The organism is Streptomyces sp. NPDC039430, from assembly GCF_055639435.1.
In genome coordinates, this window is sequence record NZ_JBVKAK010000001.1 from 86,972 (window position 1) to 103,148 (window position 16,177).

The 16,177-nt window shown below is 72.1% G+C and carries 14 protein-coding genes; 5 read left to right on the forward strand and 9 right to left on the reverse strand.

The genetic code is table 11. The annotated features are described in order from the left end of the window. Positions 1–60 precede the first annotated feature (60 nt). Positions 61–1,833: a glycoside hydrolase family 35 protein gene (locus tag ACZ7LS_RS00335; RefSeq protein WP_385132398.1), complete on the forward strand. Its 1,773-nt coding sequence runs from the start codon at positions 61–63 to the stop codon at positions 1,831–1,833. Positions 1,834–1,971: 138 nt separating this feature from the next. On the opposite strand, the gene ACZ7LS_RS00340 is transcribed toward ACZ7LS_RS00335, so the two are convergent. Together ACZ7LS_RS00340 and ACZ7LS_RS00345 are read right to left on the reverse strand one after the other, a co-directional pair. Further along, positions 1,972–5,097 carry an endo-alpha-N-acetylgalactosaminidase family protein gene (locus tag ACZ7LS_RS00340; RefSeq protein WP_385132268.1) on the reverse strand — a complete coding sequence of 1,042 codons (3,126 nt, stop codon included), beginning with the start codon at positions 5,095–5,097 and terminating at the stop codon, positions 1,972–1,974. A gap of 160 nt (positions 5,098–5,257) precedes the next feature. Next, complete coding sequence (locus tag ACZ7LS_RS00345; protein WP_382525412.1) at positions 5,258–6,085, reverse strand: S1 family peptidase; 828 nt, start codon at positions 6,083–6,085, stop codon at positions 5,258–5,260. Positions 6,086–6,465: 380 nt separating this feature from the next. Between ACZ7LS_RS00345 and ACZ7LS_RS00350 the strand changes: the two genes are divergently transcribed. After that, positions 6,466–7,368 carry a hypothetical protein gene (locus ACZ7LS_RS00350; RefSeq protein WP_385132271.1) on the forward strand — a complete coding sequence of 301 codons (903 nt, stop codon included), beginning with the start codon at positions 6,466–6,468 and terminating at the stop codon, positions 7,366–7,368. A gap of 110 nt (positions 7,369–7,478) precedes the next feature. After that, complete coding sequence (locus tag ACZ7LS_RS00355) at positions 7,479–9,008, forward strand: ankyrin repeat domain-containing protein (RefSeq protein WP_385132274.1); 1,530 nt, start codon at positions 7,479–7,481, stop codon at positions 9,006–9,008. A 96-nt stretch (positions 9,009–9,104) separates the two neighbouring features. Here the strand turns inward: ACZ7LS_RS00355 and ACZ7LS_RS00360 are convergent, their stop codons facing one another. The 5 genes from ACZ7LS_RS00360 to ACZ7LS_RS00380 form a co-directional block, all read right to left on the reverse strand. After that, positions 9,105–9,491 (reverse strand): barstar family protein, encoded by a 387-nt coding sequence (locus tag ACZ7LS_RS00360; RefSeq protein WP_385132277.1) that lies wholly within the window; start codon positions 9,489–9,491, stop codon positions 9,105–9,107. A 38-nt stretch (positions 9,492–9,529) separates the two neighbouring features. Next, positions 9,530–9,919 carry a guanyl-specific ribonuclease gene (locus ACZ7LS_RS00365; RefSeq protein WP_382525419.1) on the reverse strand — a complete coding sequence of 130 codons (390 nt, stop codon included), beginning with the start codon at positions 9,917–9,919 and terminating at the stop codon, positions 9,530–9,532. Between the two features lie 226 nt (positions 9,920–10,145). Next, positions 10,146–11,744 (reverse strand): DEAD/DEAH box helicase, encoded by a 1,599-nt coding sequence (locus ACZ7LS_RS00370; RefSeq protein ID WP_385132280.1) that lies wholly within the window; start codon positions 11,742–11,744, stop codon positions 10,146–10,148. Between the two features lie 93 nt (positions 11,745–11,837). Further along, entirely contained in the window at positions 11,838–12,041 is a 204-nt protein-coding gene (locus ACZ7LS_RS00375; protein WP_015607926.1) for a cold-shock protein, read from the reverse strand. 208 nt (positions 12,042–12,249) lie between these two features. Further along, complete coding sequence (locus ACZ7LS_RS00380; RefSeq protein WP_382525423.1) at positions 12,250–12,753, reverse strand: pyridoxamine 5'-phosphate oxidase family protein; 504 nt, start codon at positions 12,751–12,753, stop codon at positions 12,250–12,252. 290 nt (positions 12,754–13,043) lie between these two features. Here ACZ7LS_RS00380 and ACZ7LS_RS00385 point away from each other — a divergent pair, with 290 nt between their 5' ends. Continuing rightward, positions 13,044–13,706, forward strand: coding sequence for a DUF1707 SHOCT-like domain-containing protein (locus ACZ7LS_RS00385; RefSeq protein WP_385132283.1), 663 nt, complete (start codon positions 13,044–13,046; stop codon positions 13,704–13,706). A gap of 54 nt (positions 13,707–13,760) precedes the next feature. On the opposite strand, the gene ACZ7LS_RS00390 is transcribed toward ACZ7LS_RS00385, so the two are convergent. Beyond that, the gene (locus tag ACZ7LS_RS00390; protein ID WP_382525427.1) at positions 13,761–14,162 is read right to left on the reverse strand and encodes a DUF4180 domain-containing protein; all 402 of its coding nucleotides are present in this window, start codon (positions 14,160–14,162) and stop codon (positions 13,761–13,763) included. 64 nt (positions 14,163–14,226) lie between these two features. Then, positions 14,227–14,670: a helix-turn-helix domain-containing protein gene (locus ACZ7LS_RS00395; RefSeq protein ID WP_385132286.1), complete on the reverse strand. Its 444-nt coding sequence runs from the start codon at positions 14,668–14,670 to the stop codon at positions 14,227–14,229. A gap of 215 nt (positions 14,671–14,885) precedes the next feature. On the opposite strand from ACZ7LS_RS00395, the gene ACZ7LS_RS00400 reads away from it, so the two are divergent. Next, the gene (locus tag ACZ7LS_RS00400) at positions 14,886–16,169 is read left to right on the forward strand and encodes a hypothetical protein (RefSeq protein WP_385132289.1); all 1,284 of its coding nucleotides are present in this window, start codon (positions 14,886–14,888) and stop codon (positions 16,167–16,169) included. The last annotated feature ends 8 nt before the right edge of the window (positions 16,170–16,177 follow it).

Genomic DNA, 16,177 nt, shown 5'->3' on the forward strand with positions numbered 1-16,177 from the left:
GAACACACGAAGAAGACACGACGAACGCGGGACGGGAGAGCGGGGACGGTGACTGAGTCGGTGGCTGAGTTCATGGTGGGGGACGAGGACTTTCTGCTGGACGGACGGCCGGTGCGGCTGCTTTCCGGGGCGCTGCACTACTTCCGGGTCCATGAGGAGCTGTGGGACCACCGGCTCGGGATGCTGCGCGCGATGGGCCTCAACTGCGTCGAGACGTACGTCCCGTGGAATCTGCACGAGCCGGAGCCCGGCCGCTACCACGACGTGGCCGCGCTCGGCCGGTTCCTGGACGCCGTGCGCGAGGCGGGGCTGTGGGCGATCGTGCGGCCGGGCCCGTACATCTGCGCCGAGTGGGACAACGGCGGGCTGCCGCACTGGCTGACCGGTCCGCTGGGCGCGCGGGTGCGGACCAGGGACGCCGCGTATCTGGCGCGTGTGGAGCGGTGGTACCGCGAGCTGCTCCCCCAGGTCGCCGAGCGCCAGCTCGGCCGGGGCGGTCCTGTGATCATGGTGCAGGTCGAGAACGAGTACGGGAGTTACGGCTCCGACCAGGTGTATCTGGCCCGGCTGACCGAGCTGACCCGCGCCTGCGGGATCTCCGTACCGCTGGTCACCTCGGACGGCCCCGAGGACCATATGCTCACCGGCGGTTCGGTCCCCGGGCTGGCGGCGACGGTCAACTTCGGCTCGGGTGCCCGCGCCGCCTTCGAGACCCTGCGCGGGCACCGCCCCGAAGGGCCGCTGATGTGCATGGAGTTCTGGTGCGGCTGGTTCGACCACTGGGGCGGTGAGCATGTCGTACGCGATCCGGCGGACGCGGCGGGCGCGCTGCGCGAGATCCTGGAGTCCGGCGCCTCGGTCAATGTGTACATGGCGCACGGCGGTACGAACATCGCGGGCTGGGCGGGCGCCAACCGGACCGGCGAGCTGGCCGACGGCGCGCTCTCCCCGGACGTCACCTCGTACGACTACGACGCGCCGGTCGACGAGGCGGGCCGGCCGACGGAGAAGTTCTGGCGGTTCCGCGAGGTGCTGGCGGAGTACGGGAGCGGCCCGCTGCCCGAACCGCCGCAGCCGCCGCCCGCCCTGGCCGGTCCCGTCCGCGCGGAGTTCACCGCGTGGGCGCCGCTGGACGAGGTCGTGGAGCGCCTCGGCGGACCGGAGTCGGAGACGGCGCTGCCGCCCACCTTCGAGGAGCTGGGGGTGGACCGGGGTCTGGTGCGCTACCGGCTGGAGGTCCCGGGCCCCCGGACGCCCCGGACGCTCACCCTGGCCGGGCTGCGCGATCTGGCCGTGGTGTACGTGGACGGGGTGCGCGCGGAGGTGCTCGACGGCGAGACCTCGGCGCTGGCGAAGCCGGTGGCCGGGCCCGCGTCCGTCGAGATCTGGGTCGAGTCGCTGGGCCGGGTCAACTACGGGCGGCGGCTCGGCGAGTCCAAGGGCATCACGGGCGGGGTGCTGCACGAACGGCAGTATCTGCACGGGGTACGGGCCCGGGGGCTGCGTCTCGACGCCTTCGACGACCCGCGGGCGGTGGCGACGGTCCCGTTCCGCGCACCCGGCGGCGAGGCGGGACGGGGGCCCGACGCGGGGCGTGGGCTCTACCGCGCCGCCTTCGAGGTCGCGGGCGCGGGCGACGCCCGGCTCACGCTCCCCTCCTGGACCCGTGGCTTCGTCTGGGTGAACGGCCACTGCCTGGGCCGCTACTGGTCGCGGGGCCCGCAGGAGTCGCTGTATGTGCCGGGCCCGGTGCTGCGCGAGGGCGGCAACGAGGTGTGGGTGCTGGAGCTGGAGGCCGCGGGCGCCCCGTACGTACAGCTCGCGGCGTACTAGCCGCGTACGAGATACGAGACGCGTACAAGCCACGTACGACGCGCACGAGACGGCGAGGCGTACGAGACGGCGACGCGCACGAGACGGCGAGGGGCCGGTCCCGGCGAGACTGTCCGGGACCGGCCCCTTCCGCGCTCCCTACGCCTCCCGCACCTCGAACGCGTCGAGTACGAACTCCGCCTTCCTGTCGTCGCCCGTCTTGCGCAGCCCCACCCACGCCTCGCCCCGCTGCGGCGCGGTGAACTCGTAGCTCAGCACGGTCGGTTCGGTCGCGACGGGCAGTTCCTCGCGCGTCAGCTCCCGCGCCGCCGGCTCGTCCACGGCCGTGACCCAGGCGTACTGGCCCGCTTTCTCGTTCTCGTACCGGAACGAGACCCGGTAGCGCCGCCCCGGCTCGAAGCGGACGGTGTGCTGGACGGTCCGGTAGACCACTCCCCCGTTCTCGCCGCGCGACTTGAGCGATTCGGTGCCGTCGATGACGTCGTCGATCGCCTTGCCGTTCCAGCCCCGCTGGGTGAACGGCGCGTGCCGCTGGGCGATATGCGTACGCGGGTCGGTGACGGCGCCCGCGTCGCCCTTCACGAAGACGCCCCAGCCCTGCGGCACGTTCTGGAAGTCCTCGAAGGCCAGCGTGCCCGGCTTGACGGTCGGCCGCGCGCGGACGATCCGTACGTTGTCGAACCGCACCCGCGCGTCGCCCGCCGCCGCCCGCAGCGTGAGCCGGACCTGGCCGCCGCCCTCCGGCACGGTGAAGTGGGTGAACATCCGCTGGAAGCGGGTGCCGTGCTTGCGGTCGGCGGCGACGTAGTTCGCCGCGGTGGAGGCGTCGGTCCAGTTCGCGGCCGTGACGCCGTCGGCGGTACGGACCTCCAGGGCGGCCCGGCGCCGGAGCCCGGCCGTCTCACCGACCTCGACCTGCACGGACGCCGCGTACGTGCCGGGCGCGAGCCGCTCAAGCCGCTGGCCGACCGCCGCCCGCGCGCCCGCGCCGATCACCAGTTCGTAGTCGCCGAGGGCGCTGCGTTCCACGGTCGCCGGGCCGCTGACCGTCCAGCCGTCCAGTGAGCCGGAGTGGAAGCCCGGGTCGTGCAGCGGGGTGGCCTGGCCCCAGTCCGGGTCCGCGGGTTTGCGCCCGGCCCGGCTCCGGTACAGCACGTACGGCTGTCCCGCCTCGGCGTCGAGCGTGACCCGGCCGCCGCGTACCGGCACGTCGCGCACATGGACCCGGCCCTGGTCGGTGAGCCGGTAGAGGGCCACTTCCGACAGCCCCGCCCAGCCGCGCGGCAGCCGCCAATCGCTGCCGCCGCCCTCCGGGTTGTAGTGGTAGAGCTTGTCCGGGTCGGTCGCCCGGCGCGGTTCCCAGGGCAGCAGATAGCGTCCGCCCTCGTACACGACCCGCCCGTCGGTCGTGATGCGGCGGGTGCCGTCCGCGTCGGACACGACCGTCCGCGTCGGTCCCGAGAGACGGATCTCGTGCTCGGTCCAGCGCGCGATCGGATACGCCTGGAGGTACTTCGCGGCGAGGGAGTGGGTCCAGATCAGCCGGTAGAAGGCCGTCCAGTCGGTCTTTCCGACCCAGCCTTCGAAGCCGCCCATCCGCGGGATGCCGAGCAGCGTGGGCCACTTGTCGGCGAAGACGTCCTTCTGGTGGTTGCGGATGAACCGGATCAGCTGGGAGTTGATGCCCCGCGAGGTGTCGGCGGAGCCGTAGTCGGTCTCGGTCGCCCAGTGCGTCCAGAGCGACGAGCGCTCCAGGCCGTGGCCGTATTCGGTGGTGATCTGCCAGCCCTGTTCGCGCAGCGCGCGCTGGAGCCGGTCGGAGTTCCAGCCGGACTCCTTGAAGACGTCGATGTAGAGGGTGTTCAGCGCGGGGTCGGCCTGGTCGCGCAGGTCCTGGAAGCGCTTGATGATGTCACCGGAGACGAGATCGCGGCGGGCGTCGATGCGGTAGCTCTGGTCGAGCCAGTCCCACTGCGCGTCGTTCTTGTCGACGAGCGTCTCGGAGAAGGCGTGGGCGACGGGGTAGGACTCGGTGGCGTTGACGTGCACCCCGAAGTCGCACTGCCACTTCCTGCCCTCCCTGACCAGGGTGTTGAGGTCGTCGAGGCCGCCGGCGCGCCGGTTGTAGTTGCCCGCGTAGTCGGGGTGCGCCGAGTCGTGGCCCTCCGACTGATAGCCCTTGAGCAGGGTGTACTGCCGCAGCCCGGCCGTGGCCAGCGAGATCCGCTTGACCTGGTCGAGGGTGGCGAGGAACGGGTTGGTGGCCTGGCTGGCGAAGTTGAACGGGATGTGCGGGACGACCCGCAGATGCTGCCGCTCGGCGCCGAGCGGGCTGACCATGATGTCGCGGAAGGCGGCGGCCGCGTCCTGCCAGTCGACGGCGCGGCCGGCCGCGCCCGCGCCCGCGTCGTCACGTGTCCCGGTGACGATGACCGTGGCGTACGGCAGCGGTTCCGTGGCCTCCACCGGGGAGTTCGCCGCGCGGTGGGTCCACTGCCCGCACCGCAGCCGTCCTTCCGTCACGCCGTCGTCGGCGCGGACGACGCGATGCCACAGCCGGCCGTTGTCCCAGGCGGCGCCCGGCGTGTCGGCGGGCCGGTCGTAGACGGTGTTGGTCTCGACGGCGCCGCCGAGCCGGTCGTGCACGACGACGGCGTAGGCACAGCCCGCCGGGGCGCGTTCCGGGGTGCCGGCGGTGATCGCGGTCAGTGTGTCGCCGCTCGTGGCCTTGTCCAGTTCGATACGCGCGGTGAGCAGTACGGCGCCGGGCTGGTCGGAGCGTACGGACAGCAGCGCCAGTCCGGGCAGTTCGAGGGTGCCGACGCGCAGGGCCGGGGTGTCGGCGATCCGGGTGACCCGCCAGTCGACGCGCCATCCGGAGACCGCGATCTCGACGTCGATCTCGGTGCCGCCGTCGAAGGCGAGGGTGTACGCGATCCGGCCGCTCCCCTTGCGCCCGTTCCGGGTGCGGACCGCCGGGGTGTGGTCCGTACCGTCGATCCGTACGGAGGTGACCGCGTCGCGCTGCCCGTACAGCAGGGCGCCGGTCGCCCGGTCGGTGTACGAGACGACGCGCGGGAAGCCGCTGTCGACCCGTACCTCCAGTTCCCGGGAGCGCAGCACGGTCTCCCGCGCCCCGCCGGCGGACGACGGGCCGGAAGCCAGGCTGGGGGAGGCGCCGAGAGCGACGCCGGCGCCCGCGAGTGCGGTGGCGGCGACGACGGTTCTGCGGCGGGGGCCTCGGTCTGCTGCGTTGACGTACACGCTCGCTCCTCTTCGTTCACGGATTCGACATACGGATGCGGGGATCCGTGCACGTCAATCTCCGTCGGGAGGTGCGAGCGCGCCCATGGACAAAGGCGGGGCAGATGTTGGACTAACGCGTCCGGCGATCCGCCCCGCCCCGAGGTCCTACGACGTCACGTCAGAGAGTCGACGCGGCCGAGGCGATCTGGGAGGCGAAGGTCGAGACCTCGGTGTAGACACCGGGGTAGTTGGGCCGGGCGCAGCCGTTGCCCCAGCTCACGATGCCGACCTGGATGAAGGCTCCGGCGTTGTCCTTGCGGAACATCGGACCGCCCGAGTCGCCCTGGCAGGTGTCCGTGCCGCCCTGGGGGAACCCGGCGCAGATCTCCTCGCCCGTTATGATCTCGCCGCCGTACGACGAGTTGCAGCTGGCGTCGGAGACGAACGGGACGGTGGCCTTGAGGAGGTAGCGCTGCTGGGCGCCGCCCTCGGTGGCCGCACCCCAGCCGGCGACGGTGAAGTTGCCGGTGTTGTACTGCGTGGTGGTGGCGATCTTCAGGGTCGGCAGGTTGATGGGCGCGGCGAGCTTGATCAGCGCCCAGTCCTTGCCCGCGCCGTTGTAGCCGGGGGCCTGGAGCACCTTGGTGGACTTGACCTTGATGGCGCTGGCGCTCTGGAGGTCGACGACACCGGCGGTGGCGGTGATGCTGGTGTTGTTGCCGGATCCGCTCACACAGTGCGCGGCGGTCAGCACGACGGTCGGCGAGTACAGCGCGCCACCACAGCCCATGGAGAGCCGGACCATGAAGGGGAATTCGCCCTGGGCGGCGCGGGTGCCGCCGACGACGGGAGGTGCGAGCGGCGCCGCGGCCTGGGTCTTGGGCGCGACCGGCGCGGGCGCGGCGGAAGCGGAGGACGGCTGGAGGCTGATGGCGGCGAGCACGACCGCGCCGGCGGCGGCGGTTCTCTTGAGGACACCCAGAATGCTCAACGGTCTGCCTTTCATGGGGGGCTTGAGGGATTCGCGCTCAAGGCGGGCTTGGATCAACGCGCGTTGCGAGGCGCTGACATGGGCCCGACAAGAAGGCGTGATCCGGATTATGCGGAGGGGATAAGCCACGCCACAAGAACCTGCTTTCAGCCACGCGACAGGGTCACACATCGGCCACTGTCTGCCGACCGGACGGCGCGTTCCCTGACCGGACGCGCCGTCCACCGATCAGACGCGCCGTCCGCCCGTCAGACGCGCCGTCCGCTGATCGGACGCACCCGCCGGGCGCGCCCCTCCGGCGCCCGGCGTGTCCACGTAGAGTTGACGCGAGCGGGCTCGGCCGTCCCGCGCCGGAGGACTCGGACGCGGGACCGCGGGACGCAGGGGGTACGGACGTGACGAACGGCGGCGAGGTCCAGCACGGCTATCCGCACCTCGACACGGCGCGCGCGGCCATCACGGCGCTCTACCGGCGGCTCTCGGCCGCCGGAATCCGCGCGTACGCCGCCAGCGTCGCCCCGGCCGATGTGGCCTTCTCCGACGTGGACGATCTCTATCTGGGCACCCAGCGCGTGGCCCACGCCCTGGTCCAGCAGCTGCGGCTGCCGGACGCGCGCGTGATCGTGAGCTTCCGCGACATGGAGCAGGCGGCGAATGTCGAGCTGACCGCGGGTCCTGAGTACTTCATCGAGCTGAACAACCGCTTCCGTACCCACCGCAGGGACATCGGCGCCGCGCTCGCCCACGAGATCACCCATGTCCTGCTGCATCGCCTCGGTCTCACCTTCCCCGGCACCCACGACAACGAGATCCTCACCGACACCGCGACGACCTACCTGGGCGCGGGCTGGCTCCTTCTGGACGCCTACCGCGAAGACCGCGATTCCAGCCAGAAACTCGGCTATCTCACCCCCGAGGAGTTCGGTTACGTCCTGGCCAAGCGCGCGCTCGTCTTCGACGAGGACCCGCGGATCTGGTTCACCAGCCCGCAGGGCTACACGTCGTATACGAAAGGCCGGGCGCAGTCGCTGCGTGACGAGCAGCAGCCGCCGCTGACCACCGCCGGCTGGTCGGGCCGGCACCGCTACGCCAAGGACCGCCGCTACGCGCTGGACAACCCGGGCGCCGCGGCCGCCCCCGTCGCGCCGTACGCGCCGTACGCCTTCGAGCATCTGGCGGACGGGCTGCGTGTCTCGTTCCCCTGCCCCACGTGCCTGCAACGCGTCCGGGTGCCGGTCCGCGGCCGGGTGCGGGCGCGGTGCGGACTGTGCGCGAGCGTGCTGGACTGCGACACCTGAGCGGACGGGCGCCGTCTCCGCGCCCCCCTGCCACCGGATCCCGGGCCCCGGTTCCGGGCCGCCGGGTATCCCGGGCGACGGCGGATCCCGCGCGAACGTAGGGTCGAAGCATGACGAATGAGCCGACAGCGGGCACGGGCGTCGACGAACTGTTCGCGGCGGTGGGCGGTGGCGCCGACGACTCGGTGGTACGGCTGCTCCGCGCCGGTGTCTCCGCCGAGTCGACCGACGGGGACGGCGAAACGATCCTCTACCGCGCGGCGGTCAGCGACGAACCGGGGCTCGTACGCCTGCTGCTCACGGCGGGCGCCGACCCCCGCAGGGCCGGCGGCCGGGACGGCGGGGACCTGCCGCTGTGCGGGGCGGCCTGCGGCGGGCACACCGAGGTCGTCCGCGCGCTGCTCGCCGCCGGTGCCCCGCCCGACGGCCGCGAGGATTTCGGCTTCACCGCGATCGCCTGGGCGGTCGTGCAGGGCTTCGCGGACACGGTCGAAGCGCTGCTGGAGTACGGCGCCGACCCCGATCTGCCGGGCCCCGGCGGCGAGCCGCCGCTGCTGCTCGCCGCCCGCCGAGGTTCCGCGCCCGCCGTACGGGTCCTGCTGCGCTACGGCGCGGGCGCGCCCGACGGCGTGTACGCGCGGACGCGCGACGCGGCGCTCGCCGAGGCGCGGCGCTGGCTCACCCGCGATGTGGAACAGGAGCTGCGGACCGGGCTGCTGAGCGCGTACGGCGGCGGTTACGAGACGGTGGTGCGCCGGATCGCGGAGGACGGCTCGGAGACCGTCGTCGTCGAACTGCTCAGGGACGGCGAGCCGGTGGCCGGCCGCGAGCAGCAGACAGGGCACGCGGCCGTCGCGACGATACTCGAAGCGGAGCTGGGCATTCCGACGCCGTACGAAGAGCTGGCGGCGCGGGCGCTGCGCCGCGGGGACCCCGGCAGGGACGACTGGACGGAGTCGGTGTCCGCGCTGTGGCGGCGCGGTGACGAGGAGACGTTCCAGGCCGCCGCCGCGTGGTGCGCGGCCGACGAGCCGCTGCGGCGGGCCTTCGCCGCCGATGTGCTGGCGCGGCTGGGCGCGGCGGACGGAGAGAGTCCGTTCGCCGCCCGCGCGGTGCCCCTGCTGCGCGACCTGTCCCGGCGGGCCGAGGAGCCCGAGCTGGTCCGCGCGGTCGTGGTGGCGCTCGGCCAGTACGGCGACCCGGCCGCGCTCCCCGAGATCCTGCGCCACACCGGCCATCAGGACGCCGGGGTACGGCGCCGGGCGGCTCTCGCGCTGACCGGGCTCGTACCGGGCGACGACCACGACGCGGCATGGGCGCTGACGCTGCTGAGCAGGGACGCGGACGCGTCGGTCAGACACCGCGCGGTCGTGGCGCTGGCGGGCCTGGACGCGGACACGCCCGAGCTGCGCGAGGCGCTGGCGGCCCGGCTGGACGACCCGGACGCGCACACGGCGGCCGAGTCGGCCAAGGCGCTGGCGGTCCGCCGCGATCCGCGCGCGGTCGGGGCGCTGGCCCGGATCCTCGGCGACGGGGACCCGGAGGGATACGCGCGCAGGACAGCGGTGGAGGCCGTGCGGTACGTACCGCACGGCCCGGAGCGACGGCGTCTGGAGCGGACGCTCCCGCGCCGCCGCTGAGAACGACCGGGGAAGCCGGAGTCGGAAGGACCGGAGCCGGACGGCCCGGAGCGAGATGAATCGCGGCCGGACGGCCCGGAGCCGGAGAAGCCGGCGTCAGAGGAGCCGGAGCACCCCGGGCGCCTCTTCCTCGATCAGTCGCACCAGTTCATCGAAGACGGTCGGGCCGCCGCCCGCCCGTACAGTGTCCAGCCGCGCCTGGACGGCTGCCCTGTTGTCGGGGTGCGTACGCTCCAGCCGCCGCTGGAGCGTACGCACGGTCTCCTCCTGGCCGAGTGCGCGGCGCGAGAGTTCGTGCCGGCGCCATTCGATGACGAAGTCGCCGTCGTCCGGCGTTCCGTACCCGCCGTGCAGGCAGTCGGCGAGCGCGTCGAGATTGCTCCCGAAGTACCCGCCCGGCCCGTTCACGGCCGCGCCGATCACCTGCCAGAAGCGTTCGAGGCCGGTGACCTCCGCCCCGTCGATCACATATGTCACCGTCATGGGACGGAGGTTACCTTCCGGTTCCGGTCGACGGCCGGTCAGCAGCTGTAGTTGACGAGGGAGAACGACGCGTAGTGGTCGGCGGTGTAGTAGTCCTCGTTGTTCCGGTTGCCCGTGACGATGCGGCGCGCGCCGCGGGTCGAGGAGCCGGGCGTCTTGACGGTGTACTCGTGGTAGTAGCCGTTCGACTGGCTCGGCAGGATGCCTTCCCGGTTCTGGAAGACGCCACCGTCCTGCGGGTACGGGTACGGCCCGCCCCGGTCGATGAGGTTGAGGGTGTCGTGGGCCTGAACAGGCAGCCTGGAGTAGCAGATGCTGCCGACCGCGGAGGGGGCCGCGGTGGCGGTGGCGGTGACTCCGCCGACGAGGAGGGTCGAGACCAGAGCGGCGATGCCACCGAGGGTGGCGATCCGTGGGGGAATTCGCATGGCCCCATGATGACGCGCGTAGACGCGTACACGTCAATGCCAACTGTGTGGAGTTTCCGGGAAGTTAACCAACCAACCCGTCTCCGTAGCACTCCGTACACCCCGCACGGGCCCGGACGCGCGGAAGCCCGGCGGCGCGCCGAGCGCGGTACCGGGCTTCCGTTCTTCGTACGTGGACCTCGTCGTAAGCGGGCCCGCCGAGCGTCCCGCGTGCCTCCGCGTCAGGTCAGGCGGCGGTGCGGCGGCCACCCTCGGCGCCGCGGTCGGGACGGCCGCGCCGCCCCCGGCTGCCACGGCTGCCACGCGTGGCACCGCCGAGACGGGCCGCACCGCCCCCGGCGCCCGAGCGGGCCGAGCCGCCCCCGGCGCCCGAGCCGGCGGCCGTGCCGCCGCCCGCGCCCCCGCCGGTGTTCTTCCTGGCCGGACGGGACGCGCGCGTCTTCGGCTTGGCCTGGGCCGGCTGCTGCGGCACCTCGATGGTGACGGCCACCCCGGAGGGCACCCGCGCGCCGGTGAGCGTCGCCAGTTCCTCGTCCGTGGACTTGATCCGCGCGGACCGGGGAGCGATCCCCGCGTCCGACATCAGCCGGGTCATCTCGCGCCGCTGCTCGGGCAGTACGAGCGTCACGACACTGCCGGACTCACCCGCCCTCGCGGTGCGTCCGCCGCGGTGCAGATAGTCCTTGTGGTCGACCGGCGGGTCCACGTTCACGACCAGGTCGAGATCGTCGACGTGGATGCCGCGGGCCGCGACGTTCGTCGCGACGAGGCAGGTGACCAGTCCGTTCTTGAACTGTTCCAGCGTCCGGTTGCGCTGCGGCTGCGAACGGCCGCCGTGCAGCCCCGAGGCCCGTACGCCGCTCGCCAGAAGCCGCTTGACCAGCCGGTCAACCGACCGCTTGGTGTCCAGGAAGAGCAGCACACGGCCGTCACGCGCCGCGATCCGCGTGGTGACCTCCTTCTTGTCCGTCTCGTCCAGGACGTAGAGCACATGGTGCTCCATCGTCGTGACCGCGCCCTGCGACGGGTCGACGGAGTGCACGACCGGGTCCGTCAGGTACTGCCGTACGAGCCGGTCGATGTTCTTGTCCAGCGTCGCCGAGAACAGCATCCGCTGCCCGTCCGGCTCGACCTGCTTGAGCAGCGCGGTGACCTGCGGCATGAAGCCCATGTCGGCCATCTGGTCGGCCTCGTCGAGCACGGTGATCGACACCTGGTCGAGCCGGCAGTCGCCGCGCTCGATCAGGTCCTTCAGCCGGCCCGGGGTCGCGACGAGCACCTCGGCGCCACGCCGCAGCGACCCCGCCTGCTTGCTGATCGAGAGCCCGCCGACGACCGTCGTCAGCTTCAGATTGACGGCGGTGGCGTACGGGGTCAGCGCGTCGGTCACCTGCTGCGCCAGCTCACGCGTGGGAACGAGCACCAGCGCGAGCGGGGCGCGCGGTTCGGCACGCCGGCCGGCCGTACGGGCGAGCAGCGCCAGCCCGAAGGCGAGGGTCTTGCCGGAGCCGGTACGGCCGCGGCCCAGAATGTCGCGGCCCGCGAGGGAGTTGGGAAGCGTCGCTCCCTGGATGGGGAACGGGGTGGTCACGCCCTGGGCGGTGAGCGTCTTGAGCAGCCCTGCGGGCATGTCCAGCTCGTCGAACGCCTCGACGGCGGGCAGCGCGGGGGTCAGGGTCTCCGGCAGCGTGAACTCCTGCGGGCGCGCGGCGGGGCGGCGGGCGGCGGGCCTCGCCGAGCCCTTCGCGGGCGCCTTCGCGCGGGAGTTCACCGGGCGCTTGCCGGCGGGGCGGGCAGCGCGAGCCGGGCGTTCGGATCGAGTCATTCGGGAAAAAGCCTTCCTGGGCCTGAGAACAGCGCGAGCCGGGACCCGCACCTGCACGGTGCGGGCCCCGGCTGCGAGGTACACGTCCGGAAATTAGGCCGGGACGATGTTCTCCGCCTGCGGGCCCTTCTGGCCCTGCGTGACGTCGAACGAGACCTTCTGGCCCTCCTGGAGCTCACGGAAGCCCTGGGTGGCGATGTTCGAGTAGTGGGCGAAGACGTCGGCGCCGCCGCCGTCCTGCTCAATGAAGCCGAAGCCCTTTTCCGAGTTGAACCACTTCACGGTGCCAGTAGCCATGTCATTCTCCTAAAACAGGTGCAGAGCCGGAAATCCGCACTTTACGGATTCCTCGTCGCCGCATTGAGCCCCATCCGGAGAAGCCGGCAAAAACAATAATGCGCCTGAGGAACATTCCCGTCAGGCGCACATAAAGTTCATGGGTACCAAAACTGCAACGCTGTCAGCCTAGCACGCCCCGGCGCCCGCGCGACGATCACCCTTGCGATCACCCCTGATCCTCGCGGGGCGGACCCTCGCCGCCCCCGCGCCGTACGGTGCGCAGCGGCCGGTCCGGCCGCCAGATCCGCATGACCAGGTCGTCACCGTCGAGCCCGGTCCACACCACCTCACCGAGATCCACCCGGAAGAGATGGAACGGAAGTGGAGGTTCCACCTCCGCCGCGAACCGGACGAGCGTCTCCTCGTCCGTGATCTCGACCGCCCGTCCGGCGATTTTCGCGTCGCCGTCCGCCATCTCGCTGCCCTCGCCCGGATTCGCGTGCAGGGCGAAGCGCGGGTCGCGCGCCAGATCGAGCGCCTTGAGCGAATTCGGCATCATGCCGAGCCACAACTCCCCGAATCTGAAGGTTACTTCGAGCCCCGTCACACGCGGGGAGCCGTCCTTGCGGAGGGTGGCGAGGACATGGTGGACGTGTGTCTCGAATCGGCGCTGAACGGTCTCGGCGAAGCGCGGCTCCGCCGAGACGAAATCGGCCCAGGTGAATGTCATGCGTCCAGCCAACACGGGATACCGGACATCTTCTGTCGTCTTTTACGGCCCGCGACGCCTTTCGCGGCCGGGCGCCACGGGCAACGCGGCACGAGCGACCGAGTGCCGCGGCCGGAGGCCACGGCCTCGACAGGGGTTGGCCGCGACCCATGTCGCGATATAGCGTTAGTGCTCCGGCCGCGCCGCCGGCCGCATCACGCGAAGCCGCCCCCACAGACGAAGCCCCACAGACGAAGCCCCGCACGCGAAGCCCCGCACGCGAAGACCTTTCGACGGACCAGGACGGAAGCATGTCGCAGGAGATCTCGCCCACCGGGAAGGGCTCCGGCCCCGGCTCGCCGCCCGAGCTGCGCGCCTCGCACGCGGACCGGGACCGCGTGGTGGACGTGCTGCGCATCGCGGCGGGAGACGGCCGGCTGACCTCGGACGAGCTGGACGAGCGCCTGGAGGCCGCCCTGTCGGCGCGGACCCTGGGCGAACTCGCCGCGCTCACCACCGATCTGCCGTCCGTATCGGCCTCGACCGGCGCGGCCGTGGCGGAGGTCAAGGACGTACTCCGGATCGAGCAGCGGTTCAGCGCGGTCGAACGCGCCGGGCAGTGGGTGGTGCCACGACGGCTGGAGCTCGCGGCGGAGTGGTGCGACGTGACGCTCGACTTCACTCAGGCGGTGATCACGCAGGACACCGTGCGGATCGACGTGGCCATGCGGGGCAAGAACCTGACGCTGGTGACGACGCCGGGCATCGTGGTCGACGCCGATGCCCTGCGGCTGGAGCACAGCAGGATCAGGATCCGGCAGACCCGGGCCCCTGGTACGCCGGTCACGCTGCGGGTGGAGCTGGTCGGCGACAAGAGCTTCGGCCGGGTCGTGGTGCGGCCCCCACGCCGGACGTTCGGGCAGTGGCTGCTGCGCAGACCACCGTCCGCGCCGGGCGGGGGTCACGCCGTCTGAGCGGCGCTGACGGATCGAGGCGGGTGGTACGGGGCGGGGGGGCCGAGGAGGGCGTTACGGGCCGAGGCGGGCGCTCAGGGTCTCCATGTCGGGGACGAACCAGAGCTGTGTGCCACGGTTGCTCTCCCGGACGAAGTCCCGCAGCGCGGCGCTGTCGGCCGTGTGCCGCGCGATATCGCCGACGACGGCGAGGCGCAGCCGGTAGTTGGCGAACTTCTGGACGATGTCACCGGCGACGCGGGTGCGCAGCTCGAAGAAGGCGTCCTCGAACCGGCCGGCCGGGATGACGACCCAGGTGGCGCCGAGGTGGAACGCGTCACCGATGAGGTCGAGCGCCTCGCGCTCGCCGCGCACCGGATCACCGTCGGGAGCACAGAGGAAGACGGGTACGCCGTGAAGGTGACGGAGGGCCTGGGGGGCTTCGGCGGGGTCGCTTCTGTCCGGTTCTTCGATCATTCCGGCTTCCTGTTCATTCTGTTTCACTCCGGTTCACTCCGGTTCACTCCGGTTCATTTCCGGCTCATTCCGGTTGCTCGGTCAGGGCGTTGACGATCTTGAGCAGTTCGGCCGTGCTGTCCAGGCCGCCCAGGATGATGACCTTCAGCACGGCCCGTTCCTCGTCGTAGACGGTCTCGACGCGCAGACGTTCCCCGCCGTCCTGGCCGCCCCCGTGCGCGATGGCGGCCATGACCGTGTTCGTCAGACGGATGGTCGCCTCGGGTCCGATCTCGTCGATCCGTACGACGACGGATGCCTCGGCATGCCGCCCGCCCCGGCCGGCCGAGGGCGCGGAAGCGGGCGCCGGATGGCCGGTGAACGCCTCCAGGTCCTCGCGCGCGATCCGGTACTGCTTGCCGATCCGGGCCGCCTTCAGCCGGCCGTCCCGTACGTAGCCGCGCACCGTTCGTACGTGCAGGTCCAGCAGCTCCGCCACCTGGTCCACCGAGTAGTACCGCTGTGCCAACGCCGCCAGCCTCTCTTCCCTATCGGCACTTAAACTAACACTTCACTGACACTCTTAGGGAAGTTTAGGGAGGGTTGCCGGTCGGACGCCGACTGTGGCCGGTCGGACCGTGAGCGTGGCCGGTCGGCCGATGCGCCGGTACGGGCCGGACACCTAGCGTCGTTCTCGGATCAGCCACCACCCCCGGCACCCGGGACCCCGAAGGGAATCGCCCGATGGAGAATCACCCGCAACTCACCTTCCTGAGCACGGAGTTCGAGACCGATGTCAGCGAACTTCTCGTGGAGACGCTTCAGCGCGCGGTGAAGTGCGAGTCGCGGACCGTGGGCACGGAGGACCTGCTCGCCGCCCTGGTCATGGGCGATTCGGCGGCCGGCGAAGCGATCGCCCCCGGCATGCGCGACTCCGGCTCGCTGAGCGGACTGATCCGGGGCCGGGCGGGGAACGGCTGGGCGAGCGACGACCACGACGACGAGACGTCGGGCGAACCCGCCGATGAGCACGAGGTCGCCGCCGCGTGGCGCGTCGCGCAGTGGCAGACCGCGTTGCGCGCCCGGAAGACGGCGAAGGCCCCCGAGTCGGCGAAGGCGGCGGAGACGAAAGAGGCGGCAGAAGCGGCAGAGGCGGTAGAGCCGCGGGAGCGGGCAGAGACGCGCTCCCCCGGCGACCAGGAGTGGCCCGAGCCGTCCGGCGCCCTGCGCGCCTGCCTGTTCCTCGCCCTCGGGCTCGCCCGTCTGGAGGCGTCCCCCGGTGTGTACGCCCGGCATGTGGCCCGTGCCCTGCTGGACCTCCCCCACAGCAGGGCGCGGGAAGCGTACGCGCTGCGGCGGCTGGACCGGACCGCCGCGTACGCCGCGCTGGACGCGCTGGACGCACGCTCCTCGCGGGAGTCATCCGCCCCGCCCGCGACCGACCGCCCGCTCTCCCACGCCGCCACCGTCCTGCGCCGGGCCGGGCTGCTGGAGGACCGGAGCAACTGGCTGGCGCGCAAGGTGATGGCATGGACGACCCAGCACCCCGGCGACGGCACGTCCATGCTGTTCGCGGTGACCGTCGAGGCGAGTCGCCAGGCCGTACGGTGCGGACGGAATGCGGCGGAGCCGGTGCATCTGCTGCTCGCCGTCCTGGCCCTGGACCGGGCGCTGTCCGTCGCGGGACGGTCGCTTGCGCCGGAGGTCGCGGCCGTCAACGGGGCCGCCGCTCTGCTCCGTACACATGGAGTACGGCTGGAGGAGCTGGCCCTGTCCGCCCTCGCCGCCGACCCCTCTCCCGTACCCGATGAGGTGCGGCCCTCCGCCGCCGCCGAGCGGACCCTCGCCTCGGCCCGGCTCATCGCGGCCGAGCACCAGGCCCCCTCGGCCGGCACGGTGCACCTCCTGGCCGCGCTCCTCGACGACGCGGCGGACGACGACGCGGACTCGGTCCCCCGGCTGCTGCGCGCGCACGGTGTGGACCCGACCGCGCTGAAGGCGGATCTGGCTCCGCGACTGCGCGTGTGAGAGGCGGT

Bases quoted from the DNA above. Each gene is read 5' to 3' on its own strand.
- ACZ7LS_RS00345 (WP_382525412.1), bottom strand. From the start codon at position 6,085: ATGAAAGGCAGACCGTTGAGCATTCTGGGTGTCCTCAAGAGAACCGCC.
- ACZ7LS_RS00355 (WP_385132274.1), top strand. From the start codon at position 7,479: ATGACGAATGAGCCGACAGCGGGCACGGGCGTCGACGAACTGTTCGCG.
- ACZ7LS_RS00360 (WP_385132277.1), bottom strand. From the start codon at position 9,491: ATGACGGTGACATATGTGATCGACGGGGCGGAGGTCACCGGCCTCGAA.
- ACZ7LS_RS00365 (WP_382525419.1), bottom strand. From the start codon at position 9,919: ATGCGAATTCCCCCACGGATCGCCACCCTCGGTGGCATCGCCGCTCTG.
- ACZ7LS_RS00370 (WP_385132280.1), bottom strand. From the start codon at position 11,744: ATGACTCGATCCGAACGCCCGGCTCGCGCTGCCCGCCCCGCCGGCAAG.
- ACZ7LS_RS00375 (WP_015607926.1), bottom strand. From the start codon at position 12,041: ATGGCTACTGGCACCGTGAAGTGGTTCAACTCGGAAAAGGGCTTCGGC.
- ACZ7LS_RS00380 (WP_382525423.1), bottom strand. From the start codon at position 12,753: ATGACATTCACCTGGGCCGATTTCGTCTCGGCGGAGCCGCGCTTCGCC.
- ACZ7LS_RS00385 (WP_385132283.1), top strand. From the start codon at position 13,044: ATGTCGCAGGAGATCTCGCCCACCGGGAAGGGCTCCGGCCCCGGCTCG.
- ACZ7LS_RS00390 (WP_382525427.1), bottom strand. From the start codon at position 14,162: ATGATCGAAGAACCGGACAGAAGCGACCCCGCCGAAGCCCCCCAGGCC.
- ACZ7LS_RS00400 (WP_385132289.1), top strand. From the start codon at position 14,886: ATGGAGAATCACCCGCAACTCACCTTCCTGAGCACGGAGTTCGAGACC.